A 23,096-nucleotide genomic window follows, 5' to 3' on the forward strand; every position below is an offset into this window, starting at 1 on the left:
TTTTAAAAGAATATGCAACCAGTAGAAAAGTTTGAAAAATATCCTGTATTAAAAAAGTATTTGACACCTTTGGAAGATTTGCCACGACCATTAGAAGGGCGTGACGCACAATTAAAAGACTTTATTTACAGTATTCACAATCCTTTAATGAACAATCCATGTTTGATAGGGAACGCTGGTACAGGTAAAACAGCCTTGGTACAAGGTGCTAAAAAATATTTGGAACCTCATGGCTATTTTATCTATGAATTAAACATTGTTGATATGCAAAATGATAGTCGTCCTCTTGATTCGTTAATGCGGGATGTAATGCTTAATTTAAAGGAAATTGCGAAAGAGGATTTCGCCAATGATGTTAAAAATGTGATTTTTATTGATGAAATGCACATCCTTTTTAAAATCGGTGAAGGTGCTGCAGCTCAAGCTATGAAGAAGGACTTAGCTGCTTCTGCTGAATTAGGTTTAATCTTTGCGTTTGCAACAACTAATGAAGAATACCAACAGTATGTCGCTCAAGATGAGGCGTTTGATACTCGTATGAACTTCATTCGTTTACCTGAACTCTCAACTAAGGTTACTGTGAATATTTTGAATAACATGGTTAATTCCAACCGTAGGTTATTGCCGAGTGGAACTCAAATGGAACGTAATATCTTGTATAAAATTGTTACTTATACAGACCGTTATGTGCAACAAAACAGTCAACCACGTAAGTCTATGAAAATTTTAGACTCGATGTTAGGACGTGTTCGTGGGGGGTATATCTTCCACGAGAAGTATAACTTAGATACCGAAAACTTAGCTGAAATCATGCGTTCAAAAGTTGGTGTTAATATTCGTTGGAACTTGGATATTCCAAAGCTAAAGGAAATAATGAATGCACGTGTTTTAGAACAGTTTTTGGCTACTGAAGCCGTTACAAGGCGGTTATATCTTTCTAAATTGCACCTGAATAATGCTAATAGACCACAAGGGTCATTCTTATTTACTGGGCCTACTGGTACTGGTAAGACAGAATTAGCTAAGGCTTTAACAGAGGCTTTGTTTGGAAATGAAAATCACATGATCCGTTTTGATATGTCAGAATATTCAGAACCTTCTACCGTAACAAAGCTTAGGGAACGATTGGCTCAAGCAGTTTGGGAAACACCACACAACGTTATCTTGATTGATGAAATTGAAAAAGCAGCACCCGAATGTTCACGTTTATTCTTACAAATTCTAGATGATGCCCGCTTATCTGATAGACATGATCGTGTTGTTTCGTTTAAAGACTCGTACATCATTATGACTACTAACGTGGCTCAAGAAGTCTACAAAGGTTTAGGTGAAAATATTGGGGTTACCAAAAAGGTTAATGAAAGAGAAATGGCTAAAAAGTTATCTGACTATACTAAATTAATTCAGACCTCTTTAGAAGGGGATTCGGCTTTTCCAACTGAACTTATTAATCGTCTTGATGTGATTGTACCGTTTGCCCCATTAACCGCTCAAGTGCGTGAAGGTATTGCTAAGAAACAATTGGCAGAATTGAGACAAGAAGTCTTTGATAAGACTGAAGTTGTGGTTAGTTTTGACTCTAAAGTTTTGGAATATCTTGTATATGAAAATTCTGGGAATGATACAAACCGTAGTAACGGGCGTTCTATTAAGCGTCAGATTGATGCAGAAATAGCTAGTGAAATTGCTATTTTCATAGACAACAATCCTACAACTAAGCGTGTGGCTGTGGGTGTTAAGGGACGATTAGTATACAACGATACTACTCATGCTATTTCAACGGCAGAAATCGAAGTTGGTCCTCTAAGAGAGACTGCCATGTTCTAGCAAAAAAATAATAAGAGAGATTTTATCGTGAAAAAAGATGTGTTGTATTTGACTTTAGGATACTTATGTTTTAGTGCTTTTATGGTGTTAGCTTACATTTTTAAACCTGATGTTATGACTTTCGAAAACATGAAATCAACATTAGGTTATGTAGGTTTTGCAATAATGCTAATTGTATTTTTAAGCCATTAATCACTAGGTAGTAACTAAATTATGAGTAGGTGGTTTAAATGGAACTTTTAAAAAAATTGCGAAAGAGAAAAAGAGAATTGCGCTTTGATAAGATTGTGGTCAAATATGTAAGATTTGATGTTGCTAAGAAGAAACCGTATCTAACTGAAGAATATACGTTAGATTCGCATTATGATATCAAATCTGTTGATTTTAAATAAGTCAACAGAACCCGTCATTGAAATAACGGGCTTGTAGTGAAAACTACTAGCTCCGTTGTTTTAATGACGACCGGTTGATTAGCTTAAGTATTAAGTTACTACGTTACCGCTGAAATTAGGTACTTTGGAACGCCACCCTAATTCCAAACACTACGCTTATGCTTCTAAACAGAGCTGCGGTTCACGGCTCAGTGGGTATAAGAATTAAAACCAGCGGATAACATTGGCGCAGGGTACACACGTATCACCCTTCGGGGATGATACGACTTACAACCTATTAAAGAAAGGAGTGGGCCAAGATGCCACAGAAAAAAGTTGAATATATTTATGTAGTAGACTCCAAAGGCGAGCCAGTCATGCCCACTTCAAGACTAGGCATGGTTCGTCGGTGGTTAAAGTCGGGGCAAGCAATTTGGTACGGAAATAGTCGTAAGACTATCCAGTTTGTGCGCCCGATTACTACTAATACACAAGAGCTAACCTTAGGTGTTGATGCAGGTTTCCACTTAGGTTTATCAGTCGTTAGTGTTGATAACCAGCGTGAATATTATGCTTCTGAAAGTGTTCGTGATTCGAAACGCGAAAAAGAAAAGCTTGAACATCGCAGAGATTTACGCCGAGGAAGAAGAAATCGCTTGCGTCATCGCAAAAAGCGCTTTAAGAATCGGAAACGTCAAAAGAAATCTTTAGCACCATCGGTTCAACACCTACTAGACTTTACTATTAGGGAAATTAAACGATTATATGAATTCTTGCCGATTAGTAAGTTAGTCGTGGAGGTTGCTCCTTTTGATAATCAAAAGTTGGCTAACCCTAACATTAAACCATGGGAATACACCCAAGGTAGAATGCATGGCTTTAAGAGTGTGAAAGACTACTTATTAGCTCGCGACGGTTATCGTGATGCTTTAGACGGTAAGGTTTACCCTGCTAGTCAATTACGGGTCCATCATTTGGTACAACGCAAGGACGGTGGGACAAACCAACCAGATAATTTGGTGCTTTTATCAGATGTCAATCATAATCAAGCCAATCACGTTGACGGTACTTTAGCTAAATTAGCAGCTGAGCGTCAAACTGACCTTAATACGAACTACCGTGGTGCTTATTTCATGAGTGTTTTAGCCAAGCGCTTACCTACTTATTTTGCAAATTACATTCAAACGCAAGGCTATATCACCGCTAATCTAAGAACCCTATACGGCATAGAAAAATCACACCGCAATGATGCCTTTATCATTGCCGGAGGTACAGACACTTGTTTGCGTACTAGTAATATTTACTCACGTACGAAAGTGGCAAACAACAATCGTGTTCTCCAAAAATTTTATGATGCCCGCTATATTGACAGCCGTGATGGCAAGATAAAGCCTGGCAAAAAATTGAGCTCTGGTCGCACAAAGCGTTCCCGAGAACTCGACTATAAGAATCAAAGAATCTACCGTCAGGAAAAAGTCACTAAAGGACGGGTTTCAATCAGGCGTAATCATTATCAATTAAGACCCCATGATATTGTTTTAAACACAAAGACTAATCGAATTGAAACCGTGAGAAGTGTTGTTAATAGAGGTAAATCCGTAGTTTTTCAAACTGGGAAGTCTACGAAACCTACCAATGTTAGGTGTTTACATCATATTAACGGATTAAGAGAAGAAAAAATGTAGGAATTATATTCCACGAAAAAGGAATTTTTTTAACAAGGGGGCGCTTTCCTCTCGGTAATAAATTACCGAGTTTCCTCGCGCGCTTCCGCGACAAAAATTTAAGTGATAAAAAGTGAGAGATGTTTTTATGGAAACTAATTTTAAAGATAAGAAGTTTATTGCGAAAGTTGCAGCAGGTGTAGTGGTTATTTGTGCTATTGGTTTTGGTGGTTATAAGTATTACCAACATCAAACTGTGCCTGCATATCGGATGCCGGGTCGCGCATACCAAGTAAAGTACAACAAGGAAAACAGTCAACTTAACTCCCTAGCTAAAGGAGACGACTCTTTCTACGTAGTACTTGATAAGAATAGCGATCGTCTATTAGTTTCTGATTCTAAGAAAGATGTAAAAAAAGCTACTACTAGTGAGCAGTCATTTGATAGGCAATATAAGAAAGTAACTATCGGTGGTAAGATTACTTACAAATTTGATGGTGATGACTTAGGTGTTTCGTTAACTACTAATAAAAACGGTAATACTTATTCCGTGAAAGACTTTATCAAGTTTCAAGACATTAAATTTAAAGGTGATAATGTAAAAACTAAGTTATCAATTAGTTTTTTAGGTATGGAAGCAAAAGAAAAGAATATTTCGGTTAAAGAAATCAAGTAGAAATATAAGAAAGTAGGGATATTATGGTAGTTTCAAAATATGATATTGAATATCGTGAATTGAAAAGTAAGTATGGTTCAAAAGCTATTCGCAAAATTAAGCTTTTAGACAAGGGGTTAAAGAACTTCGGATATGATAAAAGTTTAATGGATATGAATAAAGAAGAAGTAGCTCAAGTTATTTCGGATATTAATGAATATCGTAAGTTTTATTTGGAACATAAATAAAGCAAAAAAAGATTAAGACGAGACTAAAAATATATTAGTAGGAAAGGGGTAAGTTATGGATAACAAAGAAAACGAGTCACAAGTAACGGAAACCATAAAAAACCGAAGAGCCTATATTTTATCACCAACAAACTTACTTTTTAGAACTTTAGATAGGGATGTTGACTTTTCGGATGTTAAGGTCATTGACTTTAAAAAGAAAATTACTTTAAGAGTTGTTATTACTGCTATGGTAGCAACAATTATTGGTATTTTCCTACTCTTTAGAACCCCTATAGGTAAGGGTGGCGTTTGGACTATTGCATTCATTTTCTCTTATGCGTGGGCCATTTATATTACCAGTTTTAGAACACCAACTGGTGATTTTAAGTATTCATATATACCAGTAATCCCAAGATATTTTAATAAGCACGCAAGAAATATTTCAACTCGTTCAGTTGCAAGTTTATATAGTTTGGAAAAACTGTTTAATTTAGAAGATCAAGATTTTTCTGATGGTTATTTACACTTTAAAGATGGTGAAATAGGAGAATTAGTTGAAGTTACTGGTATGGCAAGTAGACTAATGTTCTTAGAAGACCAAGATGTGGTTATTAATGATGTTATTTCTTTCTATCGTGCAATTAATGACCAATGTACTATTATCTTTGATACGGTTTCATCTCCACAACGTGTTGCGAGCCAAGTAGCTTATACGGATGAACAATTAGCAAATTTAAACCCTATTTTTAAAGATGGTCCTTTAGAAGATTTATTGAAAAGACAACGAAATGTTTTAACAGATTTCGTTGGTAAGCGATTCGAAACTATTAGGCAATATATGATTATTAAATCTAGAAGTGAAGAAGAACTATATAGAATTGAGGATATCTTGAATAATCAGATTATGAATACTGCATTTTTAAAAACTGGTCGTATTGTTGATGAACCAGAAGAAATCAAAGAGTACTTCAAGAACTTCTACGGAATGGACTTAGTAAACGAAGATTAGAGGAAAAACAATGGAAAAAGATACTCGTGAATACAAGATTGTCTACAAGGATTATGACGAATATTTTGAACAAAAAGTAGAAAAATTGTACAGGTTATTAGGTGATGATGTCAGAGATGATGTCAAAGAGTTACTTGATGAACAAACACGTTACATGCATCATTTGATGTACAAGAGCATTGAGCAACAGGTCCGAATAGACAACTTATTAGAGGTCAATCAAAAGCTTCATGATTGCTTAAAAGAGAAAAATGAAGAAAGCGAGAAATTTGCTAATAAGTATGATGAATTAGAAAAAGATAATAAGAATTTTCACAAGGAAATTCATAGTTTTATCAACAAGTATCTGAATGATATTGATAATGATGATTATTTTGAATTGTAATTATTATTTTAAATCGAATTTTGAAACCAATTAGAAAATGAAACTTAAAACAAATTTTGAATTTTGAAATTGTTTTTATTGATGGAAGGAGGTTTTTTAAATGGCTTACAAAGAAGAATTGGAGCGGGTAAAACAAAATCATAAAAAGCAACTGTTATCAGAACAAATGGAAGTGCGTGAAAAATATGTGAATGCAGGGATGAATATTAATCACGCTTTTGCTCAAATAGGGGTCACCTATAACGATAAAGATATTGCGGATCTTAACAAGAAAGAAGCTTTTGCTTTTGCTAGACGAGTAAAAAGCTTGCAAAGCAATGCAGATGAAGTTGAAGTGATTAAACCGTTTATTCGTCTACTTGCTACGAGAGAACAATGGACGAGACAAGAATTGTTTGATGCTGTAGAAAAATACTATCCTATCAATACGAATCAATTTAAAAAGATGCTAGGCAAGCATAAAGTTAATTTTGAAGGTCAGGAAATGAGCTACAAGGTTAGTTATGGTACGCATATTTTTTCAAAGGCAGAATTGGAAAGTTTGGATTCAGGGAAGACCATTAGCTTTTCAACGATGAGTAAGAATGGCGTCCGTTATAAGGTGAAAGGCAAATTAGCAATTCAAACTTATAAAGGGAACACTTATTTAGGTTTCAAGCCAAATAATTAAGAAAAGGAGTGTTATATTTGTTTTTTTTCAAAAAGTTCTTTAAAAAGAAAAAACAGCCGGTTGATAGTCAACAAACTACTGATAGGCAGTCTGTTCAGTCTGTTAGTAAAATTGATAAAATCGGAAAAGGAAAGAGTCAAACAAGTCGTGGCTTGATAAAGAGTAATAAGCTCTTTATGGCATGGAATAAAAATGCGGAGGAAAAAAAGCAACGCCAAAAATCTGGCTTAGTTGCTGATTCTTATTTAAAACAAATTTCTCCTAAAAAGGGTTTTACCTTTCATAGTGATTATTTTGAAGTTGGTGATGGCGTTGCTCAAATATTGACTATTGTTCCAACTAAAAATGCTGATAGACAGTTACCTCCGTTTTGGGTTACGAGAATGCTACCAAGAGGGTTGGGCCAAAATGTAACTGCTAGACTTATACAACCTATTTCGACTAAAACGGAAAAATGGACTAAAGATAATGAAGTTAAAGCAGATGCGGCTGTAAGACAAGCATACGGTGAACGTAAAGTAAATGACCCTAGTAATCAGGATATTGCTTTCCAAGTACAAGATATGCATCAAATCAACGAAGATTTGCGAGGGGGGCAGTACCACGGTTCAGAATATAAGATTCTATTAAAGGCTCCAGATGTTGAAACGTTAGATTCCGCTCGTGAACAATATAAATTGCGTTTAAAAAATAATTTTAGAGGTCTAACAGTAGAAGTCTTTGAAGGACAGCAGAAAGATGATTTTGAAAATCTTCTGAAGTCAGCTGATGCGCAAATAGGTCATGAAAAGAAAATGTACACTAGCCAAGAATTAGCTGGTGGATATTACTTAATGTCTAAAGGTATTGACGATATAACGGGGAAGTACGTTGGTGTTTCAGAAGGGGACTTCAATAATCCTGCTATGTTAATGGATGTTGATGATTGGTCCAGGAATATCGTTGTTGCAAGTAAATTTGGCCCAAGGACAGGTTCATATAGTACAGAAGTATTTGGAGATCACTTACGATCAATTAGTTTGTGGGGCGTTAAAATTGCAGAAGATGCTATGATTCAAAATCACCGTGTTGTTCATTTTATTTTGAACAATACAGATATTGAAGACATTGGTAAGAGAAAAATTGGAGCTGATTTATCAAAACATACTTCAAATATAAATATGGGTAAAGGTGCAATAAATCCATTTGAAGCTTTTGGTCGTGAAGAAGATAAATTAAATGTTTATCCTACTTTGACTGAAAAATTACGGTTGATGTTTAAAGAAATGTCTCCGTCATTAAATGATGTTGACTTGAATAAGTATTTTACTCAACTTTTGAAGGAATTCATGGAAGATAAGGGATTATGGAAACCTAATGCAAAGGAAAATATTGATACAATTTCTTTGGTGGGCTTGCCGCATAATGAATATCCTTTACTTTCTGATTTTAGTTTATATCTTTCTACAATTTTTACTATTTATCAAAAGCAAGGTAATCAACAAGCTATTAAATCTCTTGAAAAAATTCAAGGGGTTGTGGATCGTATGAAAGAAGAAAATGGTGATATTTTCGATAAGCATACATCTTCAGTAGTTGATAATGCTCAAACAATTCCGCAAGTTATTTACGATTTTGCAAGTATTTCAGAACGTGGTAGAGGGATTGCTATGGCGCAGTTTATTAACACGTTAGGTTATGCAACTCAAAATCTTCATCGTGGTGATGTTGTTATTATTCATGGTGTAGATCAACTTGCTCCTGAAGTAAAAGAGTTTGTCAAAGATAATCTTCAAAAATTAACAAGAAGAGATGTACGAATTGCTTATCTTTATGACAATGTTATGAGTGCAATTAACGATAAAGACTTTAATGATTTAACATCAGCAGATTATACGTTATTTTCTGCTATGTCATCTGATGAACTTGAAGCGTATAAGGAAACGATGAAAGCGACTATTCCTTCCGCATTGGAAAATAGTTTGATTTCAAAAGATGATTTATTGTATTACTTGTCAAGGGATAGAGAAAAAGTGTTGTTTAAACTTGATTTAATCTTGTAAGATGGCTAAAAATTTGGTGAGTTATTGACCGTTATGATAATTACAGCCAATATATATAGTTTAATGGACGTTGATAAATGTATTATCATGAAAAAATGGAAGGAGGGATTTTCTTGAAAAAAAGCGTCAGAAAATTTTTGTATGTCCTAATGGCTTCGTTTCTAATTACGCTTTTTTGCGGGGGACCGCTTATGAGTGAATATATAGTTCATGCTGATCCGCCAACTGAAGAGAAAAAAGACGATGAAAAGGACAAAGACGATAAAGACAAAGACGATAAGAAAGATGATGAGGACAAGGAAGAAGACAGTGATAGTGGTGGAAGTTCTCAAAAAGATGTAGCTGGTGCTTTTAATGATGCCGCTCAGGAGTTAGGTGAGAAAACAGATAAAGAACAAAAAGAGGCTATTAAACAAAACACTAACGTTGGTGATGTTTGGGGCTATATGGGTGCTAAGTCTGTTTTCTGGGGTATGAGTAATATGACGGATTATTCTGTCTCATATTCAACCTTACGTAATAATGGTAGTGGTAGCGGTGGTAATGCTACGGCACGTTTTATGAATAAAGCTCGCTATTTTGCCGCAACTTACGGATATGTGTTGTATAAAACAGGTATAGATCATTCTATTTCAAGAGGTGATACGTCAAATAGTATTGGTCTTATTGGACGCTTTTTATTCGGCGGTATTATACTGGTTGTTTACCTAATATCTTCACTTGTATCAACTACTTTTGAATGGGTTGTAAAAGTTTTAGGTTACTTTAATCCTCTTGACTGGATTGTTAATGGCGCAAACGGTGCAAGTTCTGGAGGAGTTTTCCAAACTGTTGCTGGAAAAGTAAAGGAAATTTATGACGCGTTCGTATCCTTAGGTATGGTAGGTGCATTTGTTTGTTTTGCAGGTGCGGTAGTACTAGCGCTTGTCGGTATGCGTGTTTCCGATCAACCGGGGCCTCCTATGGGTCGAGGAATAGGTATTGGACTCTTTAGTGCCTTTTGGCATTTGTTGAAACGTGTCTTTACAATGATTGCTTTGCCAGTTGTTATGCTAACGTTATATAGTTTAATGATTGGGTCAATTCAGAGTTCAATGGAAAATTCACAAGGTGGAATCGGAACAAATGTCCCTGAGTATGCGGTTTATACGAATTTAGTTGACTTTAAAGGATGGGTAACTAATTCTAGATTGCAGTTGCCTTCAGGTTTAAAAGGTTCCTTTTCAACATCAACTGCAACAGGCTCGGTTCCTACTATCACGCACTCGTCAGTTGCTTTAATTAATTCAAAAGGTGCGGGAATTGATTCAGCTTCACCATATACGAATGGAGGAACGTTCAAAGACTCTTTATCTGCAAATGAAACTCACACTGCTGATGATAAAGCAACAAACATGATTATGTCATGGATGACTAATGATAGATATTCAGCTTCTAATTATGCAGCGGCAGTACAAAATAGTTATATTGCTAATTACGCTAAGGAAGATGATAAACCTGAAAAAATTTTAGAAGACTTAAAGAAAGCCTTAATAGGTAAGAATGACAAAATTAATTACAATGCTAATGGACATTTATCTGCAAATGACGGTCAAAATGCTAAGGGTATGACAGTCACTTTTGATTCTACAGAAAGTCCTGAAGGATATAAAGGGTTATCGACAATAGGTACTTACAATTATTTAGGAACTCTGTTTTCTAATACTGGTATGAGTCATAATGATACATCAAAGCTTTCGGGGTCTGGTTACCAATATGAGCATTATTCTGTTGGTTTAGTTGGACGTGGTATCGTTGCTTTTGGTAATTATATCTTTATGTTAGGTCTCATGTTTGCAGGTGCGGTCCTTGGGTTCGGTTACGCTTATTGGACTGTTAAAGCACTGATTGAAAGCATTCCTAAGATGTTCGGTTCCTTCTTTATGGGAAGTTTAGGTACTGGAAAAGGTTTTGGTTTGATGATTACTCAAGCCTTTGGTGTTTTAATTTCTGTTGGTGGATCTGTATTGCTATATGGTATTACATCGGAAATTCTTATAGGTATAGGTCAATCATTTGATTCAACCTTCTTTACAGGAGATGCATATTCTGGTGATGGATTTGCAGCAATTATGCCAGTAGGAGCTATTGGGTTAAATGCTGGTGCTTCAACATTTGCTTATGCTGCAGTTAATTCATTATCAGGGATACTATTATTGCTTGCTGCCTTCTTCTTAATTAAGATTCGTGGGCCAATTCTATCTCTATTCACAGAGTGGCTAGACGAAGTTATTAGAATGTTAAATATGACTGAATCAGCCGCATTTGGTGGTACTGCAGGTAATCACGCTCCATTAAATAACAATGCCCTTGGTGGTGTTGGCATGGATGGAAGAAATAGTAGTGTAGGTGATAACCTTGCTCGTGGTATGGGTAATTTTGGTGCTCAAACTGCAGCTGGGGGTACTCCGGGAGCTGTTAGTGGGTCTCCTACTGATGGTGGTGTGACTGGTGGATCTATGAATCGTACTAATCGATTAGGTAATCCAAAAGGTATGCTTGGTAAATTAAGAAATGCTCAAGCGGTTTATAAAGATCAAACACGTGCTCGAATGGCAAAACGCGGTGCACCTGATTCTTTTGTTGATGCAACTGCTAGAGATAAGTTGGGAGCGTTAGGAAAGATGGCCGGTCAAGCTGCGGTAATTGCAGGTGGTAAGGGCTTGGATACGTTGATAGGTTCTAACACCGCAAGTGATTTACGTGGTATCTATAATGCTAACTTGGACGATAATATGAAAGAATTGGGAAATGCCAATGAATATCAAAGTCAGCTTGAAAAGAGTGCTAATCAAGGAATTAATGGTAATTCTAATAATAATCTTTCTGTGACAGATTCAAGTTATGGAGATACTGACGAGGCTAATGCGCAAGCAAATGACTTTGTAGATCGACAAGCATTTGATAAAAACGGTAATGCGTATGATGGTGCTAATGCCCGAGAAGGGTATGTTGATGATAAGGGTCGTGCTGTTTCTGAATTTGTAGATTCACAAGGTAATGCCGTTCATTCATCTAAGGTTGTTCCTGACGGTTATGGCGGCTATCAAAATGCTATGACTGGTGAACAAGTAGCAGGAAAGCTTGCTAATTCAATTTACGGTAACAGAGAAAGTGGAAATAAATATTCTGCAACTGATGTTTACCAAGGAAAAGATGGTAAGACTTACGCTGATAAGTTTAAAAATATCGACGTAGTTCCTAAGCCCGGCACGGAAAGTGGATCGTTTAGAGATGCGCAAGGTAATGTTTATGCTCAAGATGATGTTATTCCTGAGAGTGTAGATGGTCGTGAAACAGGGCGGTATTATGCAAGAAATGCCGAGGGTCAAAGTGTTCCTGTTGGACAAGTTTCTGATACGGGTCAATACGTTGATTCGCAAGGTAATGAGTATGACAATAGTCAAACTCCAATCTCTATGGGAGATAATGGTAGAACAGTTGCCAAAATTGCTGATGGTAGAGAAGAAGTTCAAGACATGTCATATGTTGATGATAATAATCAAGGCTACTCTGCAGATCAAGTTTCAAATGGATACTACGATCAAAATGGTAATTTGACAGACCAAGCTAACGATTACGTTGACAATGATACAGGTCAAATTATGTCTGGCTCCTTAGCAGACACTGCTGAAAGTTTTGAAAAGAATGATGACGGTAGTTACACTGCTAAAATGAAGATGAATCCTTCAAGCTTAGCGACTAATAGTGATGGTAGTTTAGTACAGGATGCAAATGGTTTCTACCAAACAAAAGATGGACAAAAAGTTGCTTTATCTGGTGAAAATGCTGATGGTACATTTACTAGAGTTGCTAATGTTTCACCGGTAGCTAATACATTAGCGTCAGTTGCTAAGGATTCTTCAGGTCAAACTGTTCAACAACAGTATAGAGATTTAAGAGATCCATCTAAAACTTATGATGCTTCAGATGTTAAGGCTAACCAACCTTACGCAATGGTAAATAATAACGGGAAGCGTCAGATGGCTTTATTAAAGCAAAATGGAGACGGTAATTTTGTGGATGCAAAAGGTAGAACCTACGGTAAAAATCAAGTTAAGCATGGTAACTTCCATGTTAACCCTGAAAACGGAAGGTATACACGAGTTGCGGCAACAAATAACTTTAAAACAGCTAATGGTAATATTGTCGGGGCTAGTCAAGTTACAGCACAAAAGCAAGTGGCAAGAAATAGTAACAAGGATCTTGTTACTGTTAATAGAAATAAGACTGGTACTTTTGTTCAAAATGCTAAGGCAAATGGTGGTTACACTAAGGTAACTAAAGATATGTCTGCAATGTCACGTCAACAAAAGAATAACTTTGTTAAACAAGCTACTAACCGTGCTTCTCAAATTAAGAGCCAACTTCGTGATAATCCAAGCGATACCAAGTTGAAACAAGAATTGGTTAATCAACAAGCTTTAGCACGTGCAGCAAAAATCAACCAAGATGTTCGAGATGCTCCAAAATTAGGTATCTTAAGAACTGCTACTCCTACATCGTCACTTAAACAAGCATCCGTTGGTGATGTGAGAAATACTCTTAATCGTTACGCTAAAGTTCGTTCAGAAGCGGAGCAGATGATTAAGACGGGTATAAATCCAGAGAAAAATGCTATTAAGGATGAAATGCAAAGTTTGGCTAAACAACTGCACTCCTACGGTGTTAAAAATTCTGTTTTGAAGAATTCTTCTGGAAACATTCACAATACAGTTCTGATGATGGATGCGTACGTAAATACAAACTAATTATTTTGAGGAAATCAATATGTATTTTATTCGATTTTATTTTGATTAAATCGTAAATATATATTGATTTTTTTGTTGTTTTTTAAACGAAGATTATTGTACACTCAATAGAGAGGATATTGTTACTATTGGTTTGATTAAGAAAGGAGGAATTATCTTGGACTTTATTAACGGTTTATTGTTTGATTCATTTGTTGCTAACCCAGCTGCTATGGATATCTTTAACAACTTCCAACGTAACGTTGCTAACAGTATCGCTGACCCTATTATTAAAGCTATTGGGGCAGTTGCCTTTATCTTTGGTTCGTGGGCAATTTTGAGATACTTAATGGGTCAACAACAAGGCGGTGCTCACTGGGTACTTTGGTTTGTTGCCTTGATTTTTGGAGCATTGTTCTACCTCAACGGGTTAAGTGGTTGGACTTCATTAGGGGGAACAACTACAGATACAGTTAATGGGTTATTCCAAGCTGTAACACCTGTTGCTACGATTGCAACCAATACATTATTAAGCTTTGTCGGCTTATAATATGTAAAAAATGGGCTTGGCTTTTCGTCAGGCCTTTTTTATATAGTTTTTTTCTAAATACATATATATTTACACGTTTTTTTTACGTTAAAGTTGTGATAAAATCAAGATATAAATATGTATTTTTATATTCGTAAATAATACAGAATGTATAAATGCAAAATATTGATGTAAAGGAGCTATTTTGATGGGGTTATTTGGAAAGAAAAAAAAGAACTCTGATAGCGATAATAGCAAGGTATCAAAAAACAAAAATGAAGCCTTGTATCGCAAAAAGAAGAGAAACAGTCGCAAAAAAAGTAGAACTCAATTTCCACTGATTAGTTCAATGAAATTAAAGAAAATTTCGCCTTCTTCATTACTTGATTTTTTGGCTAACAGTAAAGAGGGTATGCTTAATTCGTTTGATGTGTTGCTTAATAACATTGAACAACATGAAGGGGAAAAAGGTTTCTTAGTCATTGCTTTATCTGAAGAAGATTTTAAAAAATCAAAACTTACACGTTCAGATAATCCGCGAGACTTTGGAGAATTTACTAACTCAATTTCCAAGGATTTAATTCGTTCGGCATCATTACCAACAAATATTGAACAAGGGTACGTTGTTTTAGTGCCAAGTAAATCCGCTTTGGAAAATATTGGTGAGTTCGATGAATTAAGACAATATAAAGATGGATTCTTTTGGGCTGTCTTGCCAGAAAACATTTCAGATAGTGCGGTAGATACTGCTAAAGCCTATATTTTGGAATCACGAGTTACTTATGATGAATTATCTAAGTTATCAGAAAGTGTTAGTGAAAATGCGGAACTTAAGTTGACCAATATCAAGTATAACGATCAACATGACATGATTGACGCTGATATTTCGGTGACTGATGGAGGAATTACGGAGGTAATTTCAAAACAAGAAGTATCTTCATCTAGTGAAGGTGAAGAAGAGGAAGAAGAAGTTGCGGAAGAATTAGATGTGCCGGAAGCCCAAGAGCCAACGGAGCTTGTGAAAGCTACAAAAAACGCTATTCTCAATATTCAAGATGATCAGGGTGATGTACCAGTTCTAGGTTTAGATTCTGATTCTGAATTGGTTACTGAAGACGAAACTGATAGTAATGCAGAAAATCAAAGCGGATTAGTCGTTGATTCTGATAATACATTATCTGAAAATGATAAGATTGATGCTTTATTAGACAATGAAGAAGTTGATGTATTGCCATTTGGTAATGATGAAAATAATGCCGTCATTGATAATTCTGATTTAGCGGACAACTATATTACTTCAGAAGCTCAAGATGTTAATAACTTGTCAACACATGTTGAATCTGCTGCCTCAGAAGAAACAGTAGTTGAAGATGATGACGAGGAAGACATTTTATCAGATGATTTATTATTCAAAGGGTTAAACAATCAAAACTCTGCGTTAGGTAATACTAATGTTGATACTACAGACGCAACAAGTTACACATCACGTTTAAAGAAGATTGCTGCTGATTTAGGTAAGGAAGAAAAATTAGAAGTAGATGTTAGTGAATTAGACGCATTATTATCTAAGAAAACTTTTAGTATTCCATTTAAAGATGAAGTGGTTGGTAATAATTTAAACGAGTTGTTAAACGTTAAGATTAGTGATGCTAACCAACGTTTAGCTAAAATGCACGACGACAACATTAAGTCAATTATTAGCTTGTATAAGAACTCTATGCAACAAGGGTTCAATATGATTAAAGAAGCAACTGATTTAACCAAGAGTCAGAATGAATTTGGTCGTAAAAAAGCAGAAATTGAACAAGAATATCGCGATAAGAAAGATGATAATGATAAATTATTTGCGGCTTATAAAGAGGCTGAAGAAGCAAATTACGACAAAGCTTTTGAAATTTATCTTGATAAAATTACAGCTAGCGCTAAAGAATCATATGAAACAATGCACCGTCAAGGCTTAGAAGAAAAATTATCAAGCAAGCGGGCCGAATTGGACGATACTTTAGAAGTAAATAAGCAAAAAGATTTAGATGAATTATCCAAAGAACGTAAAGATAGAATTGCAAGATTATATGATGAAATTAACGAAGCAACAATTAATCGAATTTCTGAAGAATATAATTCTAAATTCTATAATGTTGAAAAGGAATTATCAGCGGAATTTAGTCGAGAGATTGAAGAAATTTCAGAACAATACCTTAAGGATGAAATTGCTCGTCAAAAGACTGTTCAAGATAAGCTTGATAATGATAAGACCGTTGAAGACCTTAAGTTGAAACTGGCTGAAACTGAAGAATCTAAGCAAGCACTTATTATCAATAATAATAATGCCCTTAATCGTTCAGAAACAGAAGCTAGAGAGCGTATTAAGAGTATTCAAGATCAATATGACTCTGAAATACTTAAACGCAATGAAGAGTTTATGAAGACTCTTGAAGAAAAGGACAAAGAACTTAAAAAGCAACAAGCTAAGATTAATGAGCTTGAAAATGAAAGTTCTAAGTCAATGCGTGCTAACGAGAACAGATACGATGAATTACGTCGTAACTTTGACGATGAAAAACGCAAGTTAGTTGATGAATATGATTCTAAAGTGCGTGAACTTAAGACACAACAAGCTCTTGAGATGCAAGCTAAAGAACAAGCGATGACTGAACGTATGAAACAAAAGGATATGGAAACAACACGTGCAGTACGTAATACGAAGGCATTTACAACTGTTGGTATGATAGCTACGTTCTTGTTTGGTATTTCAATTCCGTTTATTACAGAACACTTTATGGGTAATACAGATAAAAGTGAACCTGTGCGGACAGAAGTTGTAAGTCAATCATCCCACTCTGAAGCTTCTAGTTCACATAGTGCTAAAGAGTCTGACCGTCAATCTGATAAATCTGAAAAGAGTACTAAAGATAACGGAAGTTCAAGTGAGAGTGGTGTAAGTCAGGAAGATAATTCTAATCAAGAATCAGCATCGAATGCTACAACCTCACAATCAAATTCTAATTACAGTAATAATAGTCAAACAAGATAATTTAGAGGGGATATTTAAAAAATATCCCCTTTTTTAGAAAGGTGAGCTTTATGTTAAAAATTATTCGTGAGGCGATTACATCGTTTGAAAAAATATTTGCAACATTTTGTGGCTTTGTGCTGTTCACACTGTCAGTTAATATCCTAAATCCTAATTATTCGAAATTGACTCATATTACTCCTAATACTGCTTTTAGCATTTCGGATGTTCTAGTAGAATTTGGGATATTTTTAGGATGTGCTTATTTTTTCTTAGTTATGGTATCTGAATTCAATGTTAATGAAGCAGGACCGCTATTTAAGGCTATTTTCTACGGCAAAGACGGTAAAATACGTGAAAAAGTTAAAAGCGTTATGAACGTATTAACGACTGTTTTAAGCCTAAGCTTTATTGTATTTTCTTTGATAGTTTCAGTAGCACTGCTTAAGTTTATTGGCTTTTTTAGTTTCTTAAGTGTCGTGGCTTGTCTTTTCTTATTGACAGCCGCTGTGATTATTCTTAATTGTGTGTTGGAGATATTGATAAAGCTTACTAACTTAAGTTAGGATGTGAGTTTCATGAAAAATATTGTCAAATATTTTGTTGTTGGAGTTAAAGTATTGTTTTTATTGCATTTACTGTGTTAGCAATAGTTGCGTATTTAACTTTTAAAGACTTGCAAAATGCTGGAGTTCTATCGTTCTGTATTTTATTAATACTTTTATCATTGGTTGCAATCTATGATTTGCGATATTCGTGGGTAAGAGTTTTTAGCGGAAGAAGGCGTTTCGTGAAAAAATTAATTGATAGAAAAATAAAGCTTGTATTTTTGCACATGGACTATCATGTTAGAAAAATCAACCAATTTAAATATTGAAAGCAGGGAATCAATATGACTGAAAAAGAATGGCAAGCAACAATTAAAGGAGAATTGTTGAAATTTGATGATTGGCAAAGTATTAGTGTTAGAGAAAATAAGATTATTGTCAAAATTTTGAATGATTTTGAAGATACTATTCAAATCTTATTTACGAAGATGGAAGATAGAACAATTCTAAAAGTTGGAAAATTAGTCAGAATTGTTATTGATAATCGAGAATTATCTAACTCTAAACGCTTAATTAGTGAAACAATCAAAAATGGGCTAGAAATGGCGATTTAGTTTGATGTTAACCATTTATAAAAAAAGTAGCGAAGAAGCAAAGAAAAGAGATGTTTCTGCGATAAAAGATGACAACTCTTATAATTCTAACAATTGTTCAATGGGTAAGAACTAAGTTTAGCAAAGTAAAGAAGTTGTATTTAGTCAAAATTCATAGGGACAATACATACACTAAAAAAGAGGTTTGGCCAAAAGAATTAGCAAAAAAATCTTTTAATGGTTATGTCTTGTTCGATAGTTTTGACAAGGTTAAGAAGTACGTTGGCAAAAGGAAAGAGAGAAAAGATAGTAACAACTAGAAAGTTGGTGTTTTAGCACGAAAAATAGTGTAAAAGAAAATTTGGCAGGAAAGAAGAAAGCTATTTGGGGCGCATTGTTTTATGCAGCATTTAGCTTTGCAGATTTAGTTTGTTCTGGTATTTCATTGAGAAATGATGTTTTTTCCTTTTCTGGATGGTTGGGCTTATGTGTGGGCCTAATGTTAGTTTTGTATCTAATTGAGTATATGTTTGATAATGGATTGATTTTGAGTCAAGCCAATATTGATAGATTGAAGTTTAAACAGGCAATCTTAGTATCACTAATCTTATTAGGATTCATTATTGCATTAATTGTTTTATTTGAACTTCGAGGCTTGCTTAATAATGATTTTCAACTGGTGATTCTCAACAATGTGAATTAAGAAAGTGAGGTTTGGTGCCTATGTCCTTATGGGATCAAATGCGCGAGAAGGTGGCTAATTTCGATTTTAATAACCCAAATCGTGCAGGACGTAAAGTCCAAGGGGAAATGCGTTATGAGGCGTATGACGAGTCTGAGCGTGATATTTACCGCAATCCTGATGCAAGAAGAACAAAGCGAAAAGATGCTCCTTCTAAAGAGTGGATTTATTATGTAACCACATTTATTGCTGCTGCGGTATATGTTTTACTAACAGCCTTAGTAGTCATGATATTAATTTCGATTTATAAGTCTAAACATCCCGATTATGTGGTGATATCCTTTACTAAGACTTTTTGGTCGATGGCTTTAAATCCTGCTACTTTACCACAAATAAAATTATTTGTTTTGTTAGCGACAGCAGGTTTAACATCTATTGTTTATGCTCGTTTAGAACGTAACTATCGCTTACAAAATATTGAAACTGATACAGAAGAGTTGAACAAGAATGAAGGGGAAAGTCGCTTATTGCAACCAGAAGAAATGGTCCGTAATTTTGATATTTTTCCTGATGTGGGGGCTCACTCTTCAGTAGAAGTATCAGCTTTAATTAGTCACTTTTATATCACTAATGATGGTATTAAAGAAATAGAAATGGGTGACCGTAAATCTGATTTTGTGGATCGCTATATCTTGAAAAAAGATGGCGTTAAGCATATGAAAAATAAAAATAATTATGTTGATGAAAAGAAAACTTTGTGGAACCCATATGATTTGGACCCTTATGATTCTGATGTTTATGAAGAATTAAGAACTAAGAAAGTACCATTTATCGATATTGCTTTTGGTAAAAAGAATGCTGAAGCTTCGGGAATCACTAAGCGTACTATGGTTACTTATAATCCTCGGAAACTTTTGTATAATAACCCCGGTAAAGAGATATTTGGTAAAACAAATGAATTAACGGTTGCTGATAAAATTAATAATGACTGGTGGTTTCCAGATTATGAAGTTCAACGCCCAGGTGGATTTTATGTCGTAGCTACTGGTGCAATCAACTCGATTGTAGTTGCTATGACTCGTGCGGGGAAGGGTCAAACTATTATTGAGCCTACACTTGATATGTGGACTCGAATGGATGAACCCGCAAATATTGTTGTTAATGACCCTAAAGGTGAATTATTAGTTCGTTTTTCTTATCCTGCACGTAAACGTGGGATGGAAGTTATTGCGTTTAACTTGGAAGACCCTGCAAACACAAATATCTATAATCCACTTGGTTATGCAGTAGCTGCTGCTCGTCAAGGACGTTATGAAGAATGTGCGGAACACGTCAAGAATATTGGTGATATTTTCTTCCCACCAGTATCGGGCCAAGATCCAATGTGGAATAATGCCGCTAATGCTTCGTATAAGCGTACAGCATTAGGGATGATTGATTACTACTTGGAAGAAGAATATTATATTCGTGATAAAGCAGTTAAAGAAAACTGGTCTGTTGAAAAACTCGATGTTTACTTAGATAACATGTGGGGGAAGGTTACGCTATACAACGTTTACCAAATGATGTCCCAGTTATCATCCCGTAAATCGCAAGATGAACGCTTAGTTAATATTGTTGATAAGACAGCTAAGTCAAAAGACTACTTGACCTTATTCTTCGATGCAACAAGTATGTTACCTAAGGATAAGTTACGTCAACAAGTTACCGACCAAGACCAACCATTACGTGCTATGGCACAGTCATCTAAAACATTAGCTTCTGTTCAAGGTATTTCTTTGACAGCCTTAGCTTTATTCTCTGACCCATTGATTAAGGCTTTAACATCAGGTAAACCATCCCAGAACTTTGATATTTTAGGTTTAGGTTTCCCTAGACGAATTGGTGTTCACTTAGAAAAGAATTTTGCTGAAAGAAAAGCTTATGCTAAGGAACGGTTCAGATGGAGAGTTTACGAAGATAAAGAATTTAAGCATGAAATTAAAGAAGATGAGTTAGGATCAACCTTTAGATATGATGGGGTAATTGATCCGCAATTCTGGATTTTCTACCGTACTAAAGGTATTTTCCCTAATAATATTGTTTACTTAAAATTAGAAATTTTCTCTAAGCGTACTAGGGATGTAATGGCAGACTTTTACTTTGAATTTGAAAAGCGCTACATGCTTAATTCAGACGAAACTAGTTTTGTTATTGATGAAGTTACAGGTGAAGAAATTATCAAAGATGGCTACTTGAGAGAAATGGTTTGGGATAAATCTAAAAAGGAGTTTGTCATTGGTAGTGTTGAAGATGAAGTTGAAGAAGTTGACTTGCTTAATTCGTTGTATGCGAAAACAAAGCATAAAATTAATGTTATTGATCAATCGGATGTTCACTACTCTGAAAAGACAAAATTTGTCGATTTCGTAACACCGCCTAACAAGCTGAACACGCCCGTATTTTGTTAATTGCGTTAGACCAAATCTTTAACCAACAAGTTAATGCAGCTTACTTGGCTACGGCAGATCAAAAGCCATACTACAAAACTAAAGCAATGCTTGATGAAGTTGGTAACTTACAATCTGGGGGCCAAGGTATTCCGTTCCTTGAACGTAAGTTGTCTATCGGTTTAGGGCAAGACCAACAATTTACTTTGATTGAACAAGACTTCTCACAAATCCCTGCTGTTTATGGGGAAAATGTATCAGAAACCATTCAATCTAATGCTTTGATTATTAATTACTTGAAATCAAATAATGAAAAGACTTTAGAACACTTATCTAAAATGTCTGGGACTATGAGCCAAGTAAAGACGGAATCACAAAATGTTACTCGTCATGCGGATAAGTTAGTACAAGCTAACGATGCAGCTGTAAGCCGTACTGTATCTGTTAAGGAAGTACCTGTTATTTCTCCTAATGATATGCGTTTGATTCCACCTTCAAATAACATGGTCTTTGGGAATGGTTATCCAGTCTGGTCTCGAAACCAATTAGCTTTACCGGTTGCTCGTGAATTGCACAATCCTAACCGTTTAAGAGATTTTGAAGATGAAGAGTCAACTAAGTTAGAGACTGTTGCTTTAAATGGTGCTTCTGACTTCGATGTTTTTAAAAACCAACCAGACTTTTTCGAAATGGTTGAAAGACGTATTAGTCAAGCTCTATTAGTTGAAGATATGATGGAACGTTATAAGAAAGCTAATAATTATAGTGATTACGATGTATCTTTGAAAGATATGGATGATGTAAGCAAGGTTATTATGCGTTATGTTCGTAAGAAGATTGATAGCAATCCTGAAAAATACATTATTCATGATAATGGTGGGGTAGTGAATGAGGAACAAGTAGAAGCAAATGGGCAACAACAAGCTGTTGCTCAAGATAGACAAATTAAACGTTATGCACACCGCCACTTTAGTCGTGCTGATTTATCTGAAGGTAGTGCTAACCACATGTTAGACGGTTTAAAAGAAGTCTTACAAAAGACTCTAGAAAAACTCTTTACAAAAGCATCAGAAGTATATGATGATAAAGTAAAGGCGAACTCAGATATTCCTGAATACTTAGGTTTAGCTGTCAGAGTTACTGATGAAGATGAAGGTGCCGTTTTTGATGAATCTGTAATTTCTGATGAAGAAGTTCCAAGACAAGATTTCAAGGTAGAACTTAATGGAGAGCAGTACATTATCTTCAAAGAAGATGAAGATGAGGACGTTGCTAACGACTTAAGTTCAGATATTCGTATTGATATGAAAGAATTAGAAAAATTAGCTAAGGATTTAGCACAGCTCGATAGTTGGTCTGACCTAATTCCGACACAAGACTTTACGTTTGACTTTGAAGAAGAAATGGGTAAAATTGCTGATGAGAAGTTAAAAGAAGGCTCTTCTGTCCTAAAAGAAGATGTCGATTAATAAGAATAGGTGATTTTCGTGAAAAAAATTTATATTACCGTTTTTCTAGTAGTCGTAGCGGTGTTTTCAGGTGCGGTGTATTTTAGAAATCAAGCTAAGAAAATTGAAAACAAAAATATTGCTCTTGTAAGCCGTATAAACTACTATCAGAAGGCTGTAGATGCTAGAGAGGCATATTTATCTAAGCCTATCTACAAAGTCCCAAAAGGGC

General features: G+C 35.2%; 17 protein-coding genes. All 17 read left to right on the top strand.

Annotated features, from left to right (window positions below; genetic code table 11):
* Positions 1–12 precede the first annotated feature (12 nt).
* The 17 genes from JCM10991_RS01460 to JCM10991_RS01550 all read left to right on the top strand — a co-directional run bounded on the left by JCM10991_RS01460 (position 13) and on the right by JCM10991_RS01550 (position 22,885).
* Positions 13–1,827, top strand: coding sequence for an AAA family ATPase (locus JCM10991_RS01460; RefSeq protein ID WP_023859286.1), 1,815 nt, complete (start codon positions 13–15; stop codon positions 1,825–1,827).
* Positions 1,828–2,057: 230 nt separating this feature from the next.
* A complete protein-coding gene (locus tag JCM10991_RS15065; protein ID WP_023859284.1) occupies positions 2,058–2,219 on the top strand; it encodes a hypothetical protein in 162 nt (53 codons plus the stop codon).
* 299 nt (positions 2,220–2,518) lie between these two features.
* Positions 2,519–3,883, top strand: a complete 1,365-nt coding sequence (gene iscB, locus JCM10991_RS01475) for an RNA-guided endonuclease IscB (protein ID WP_025020338.1) — start codon at positions 2,519–2,521, stop codon at positions 3,881–3,883.
* Positions 3,884–4,010: 127 nt separating this feature from the next.
* Entirely contained in the window at positions 4,011–4,538 is a 528-nt protein-coding gene (locus tag JCM10991_RS01480; RefSeq protein WP_023859282.1) for a hypothetical protein, read from the top strand.
* 23 nt (positions 4,539–4,561) lie between these two features.
* Positions 4,562–4,765, top strand: a complete 204-nt coding sequence (locus JCM10991_RS01485; RefSeq protein ID WP_023859281.1) for a hypothetical protein — start codon at positions 4,562–4,564, stop codon at positions 4,763–4,765.
* A gap of 55 nt (positions 4,766–4,820) precedes the next feature.
* The gene (locus JCM10991_RS01490; protein ID WP_025020339.1) at positions 4,821–5,756 is read left to right on the top strand and encodes a hypothetical protein; all 936 of its coding nucleotides are present in this window, start codon (positions 4,821–4,823) and stop codon (positions 5,754–5,756) included.
* 10 nt (positions 5,757–5,766) lie between these two features.
* Complete coding sequence (locus JCM10991_RS01495) at positions 5,767–6,141, top strand: hypothetical protein (protein WP_023859279.1); 375 nt, start codon at positions 5,767–5,769, stop codon at positions 6,139–6,141.
* A gap of 100 nt (positions 6,142–6,241) precedes the next feature.
* Positions 6,242–6,811, top strand: coding sequence for a hypothetical protein (locus tag JCM10991_RS01500; protein ID WP_023859278.1), 570 nt, complete (start codon positions 6,242–6,244; stop codon positions 6,809–6,811).
* Between the two features lie 17 nt (positions 6,812–6,828).
* Positions 6,829–8,853 carry a hypothetical protein gene (locus JCM10991_RS01505; RefSeq protein WP_025020340.1) on the top strand — a complete coding sequence of 675 codons (2,025 nt, stop codon included), beginning with the start codon at positions 6,829–6,831 and terminating at the stop codon, positions 8,851–8,853.
* Positions 8,854–9,044: 191 nt separating this feature from the next.
* Positions 9,045–13,643 carry a hypothetical protein gene (locus JCM10991_RS01510; protein ID WP_025020341.1) on the top strand — a complete coding sequence of 1,533 codons (4,599 nt, stop codon included), beginning with the start codon at positions 9,045–9,047 and terminating at the stop codon, positions 13,641–13,643.
* 157 nt (positions 13,644–13,800) lie between these two features.
* Positions 13,801–14,172 (top strand): hypothetical protein, encoded by a 372-nt coding sequence (locus JCM10991_RS01515; RefSeq protein WP_025020342.1) that lies wholly within the window; start codon positions 13,801–13,803, stop codon positions 14,170–14,172.
* A gap of 187 nt (positions 14,173–14,359) precedes the next feature.
* Positions 14,360–17,185, top strand: coding sequence for a hypothetical protein (locus tag JCM10991_RS01520; protein ID WP_025020343.1), 2,826 nt, complete (start codon positions 14,360–14,362; stop codon positions 17,183–17,185).
* A gap of 50 nt (positions 17,186–17,235) precedes the next feature.
* Positions 17,236–17,730: a hypothetical protein gene (locus JCM10991_RS01525; RefSeq protein WP_023859273.1), complete on the top strand. Its 495-nt coding sequence runs from the start codon at positions 17,236–17,238 to the stop codon at positions 17,728–17,730.
* 326 nt (positions 17,731–18,056) lie between these two features.
* A complete protein-coding gene (locus tag JCM10991_RS01530) occupies positions 18,057–18,326 on the top strand; it encodes a hypothetical protein (protein WP_023859272.1) in 270 nt (89 codons plus the stop codon).
* Between the two features lie 340 nt (positions 18,327–18,666).
* Positions 18,667–19,008, top strand: a complete 342-nt coding sequence (locus tag JCM10991_RS01540) for a hypothetical protein (RefSeq protein WP_025020344.1) — start codon at positions 18,667–18,669, stop codon at positions 19,006–19,008.
* 20 nt (positions 19,009–19,028) lie between these two features.
* The gene (locus JCM10991_RS01545) at positions 19,029–21,437 is read left to right on the top strand and encodes a type IV secretory system conjugative DNA transfer family protein (protein ID WP_025020345.1); all 2,409 of its coding nucleotides are present in this window, start codon (positions 19,029–19,031) and stop codon (positions 21,435–21,437) included.
* Entirely contained in the window at positions 21,431–22,885 is a 1,455-nt protein-coding gene (locus tag JCM10991_RS01550; RefSeq protein WP_025020346.1) for a TraM recognition domain-containing protein, read from the top strand. Before JCM10991_RS01545 ends, JCM10991_RS01550 begins: the two co-directional genes overlap by 7 nt.
* The last annotated feature ends 211 nt before the right edge of the window (positions 22,886–23,096 follow it).

Origin of the sequence: Ligilactobacillus equi DSM 15833 = JCM 10991 (assembly GCF_000615765.1) — a bacterium.
Lineage (GTDB): Bacteria > Bacillota > Bacilli > Lactobacillales > Lactobacillaceae > Ligilactobacillus > Ligilactobacillus equi.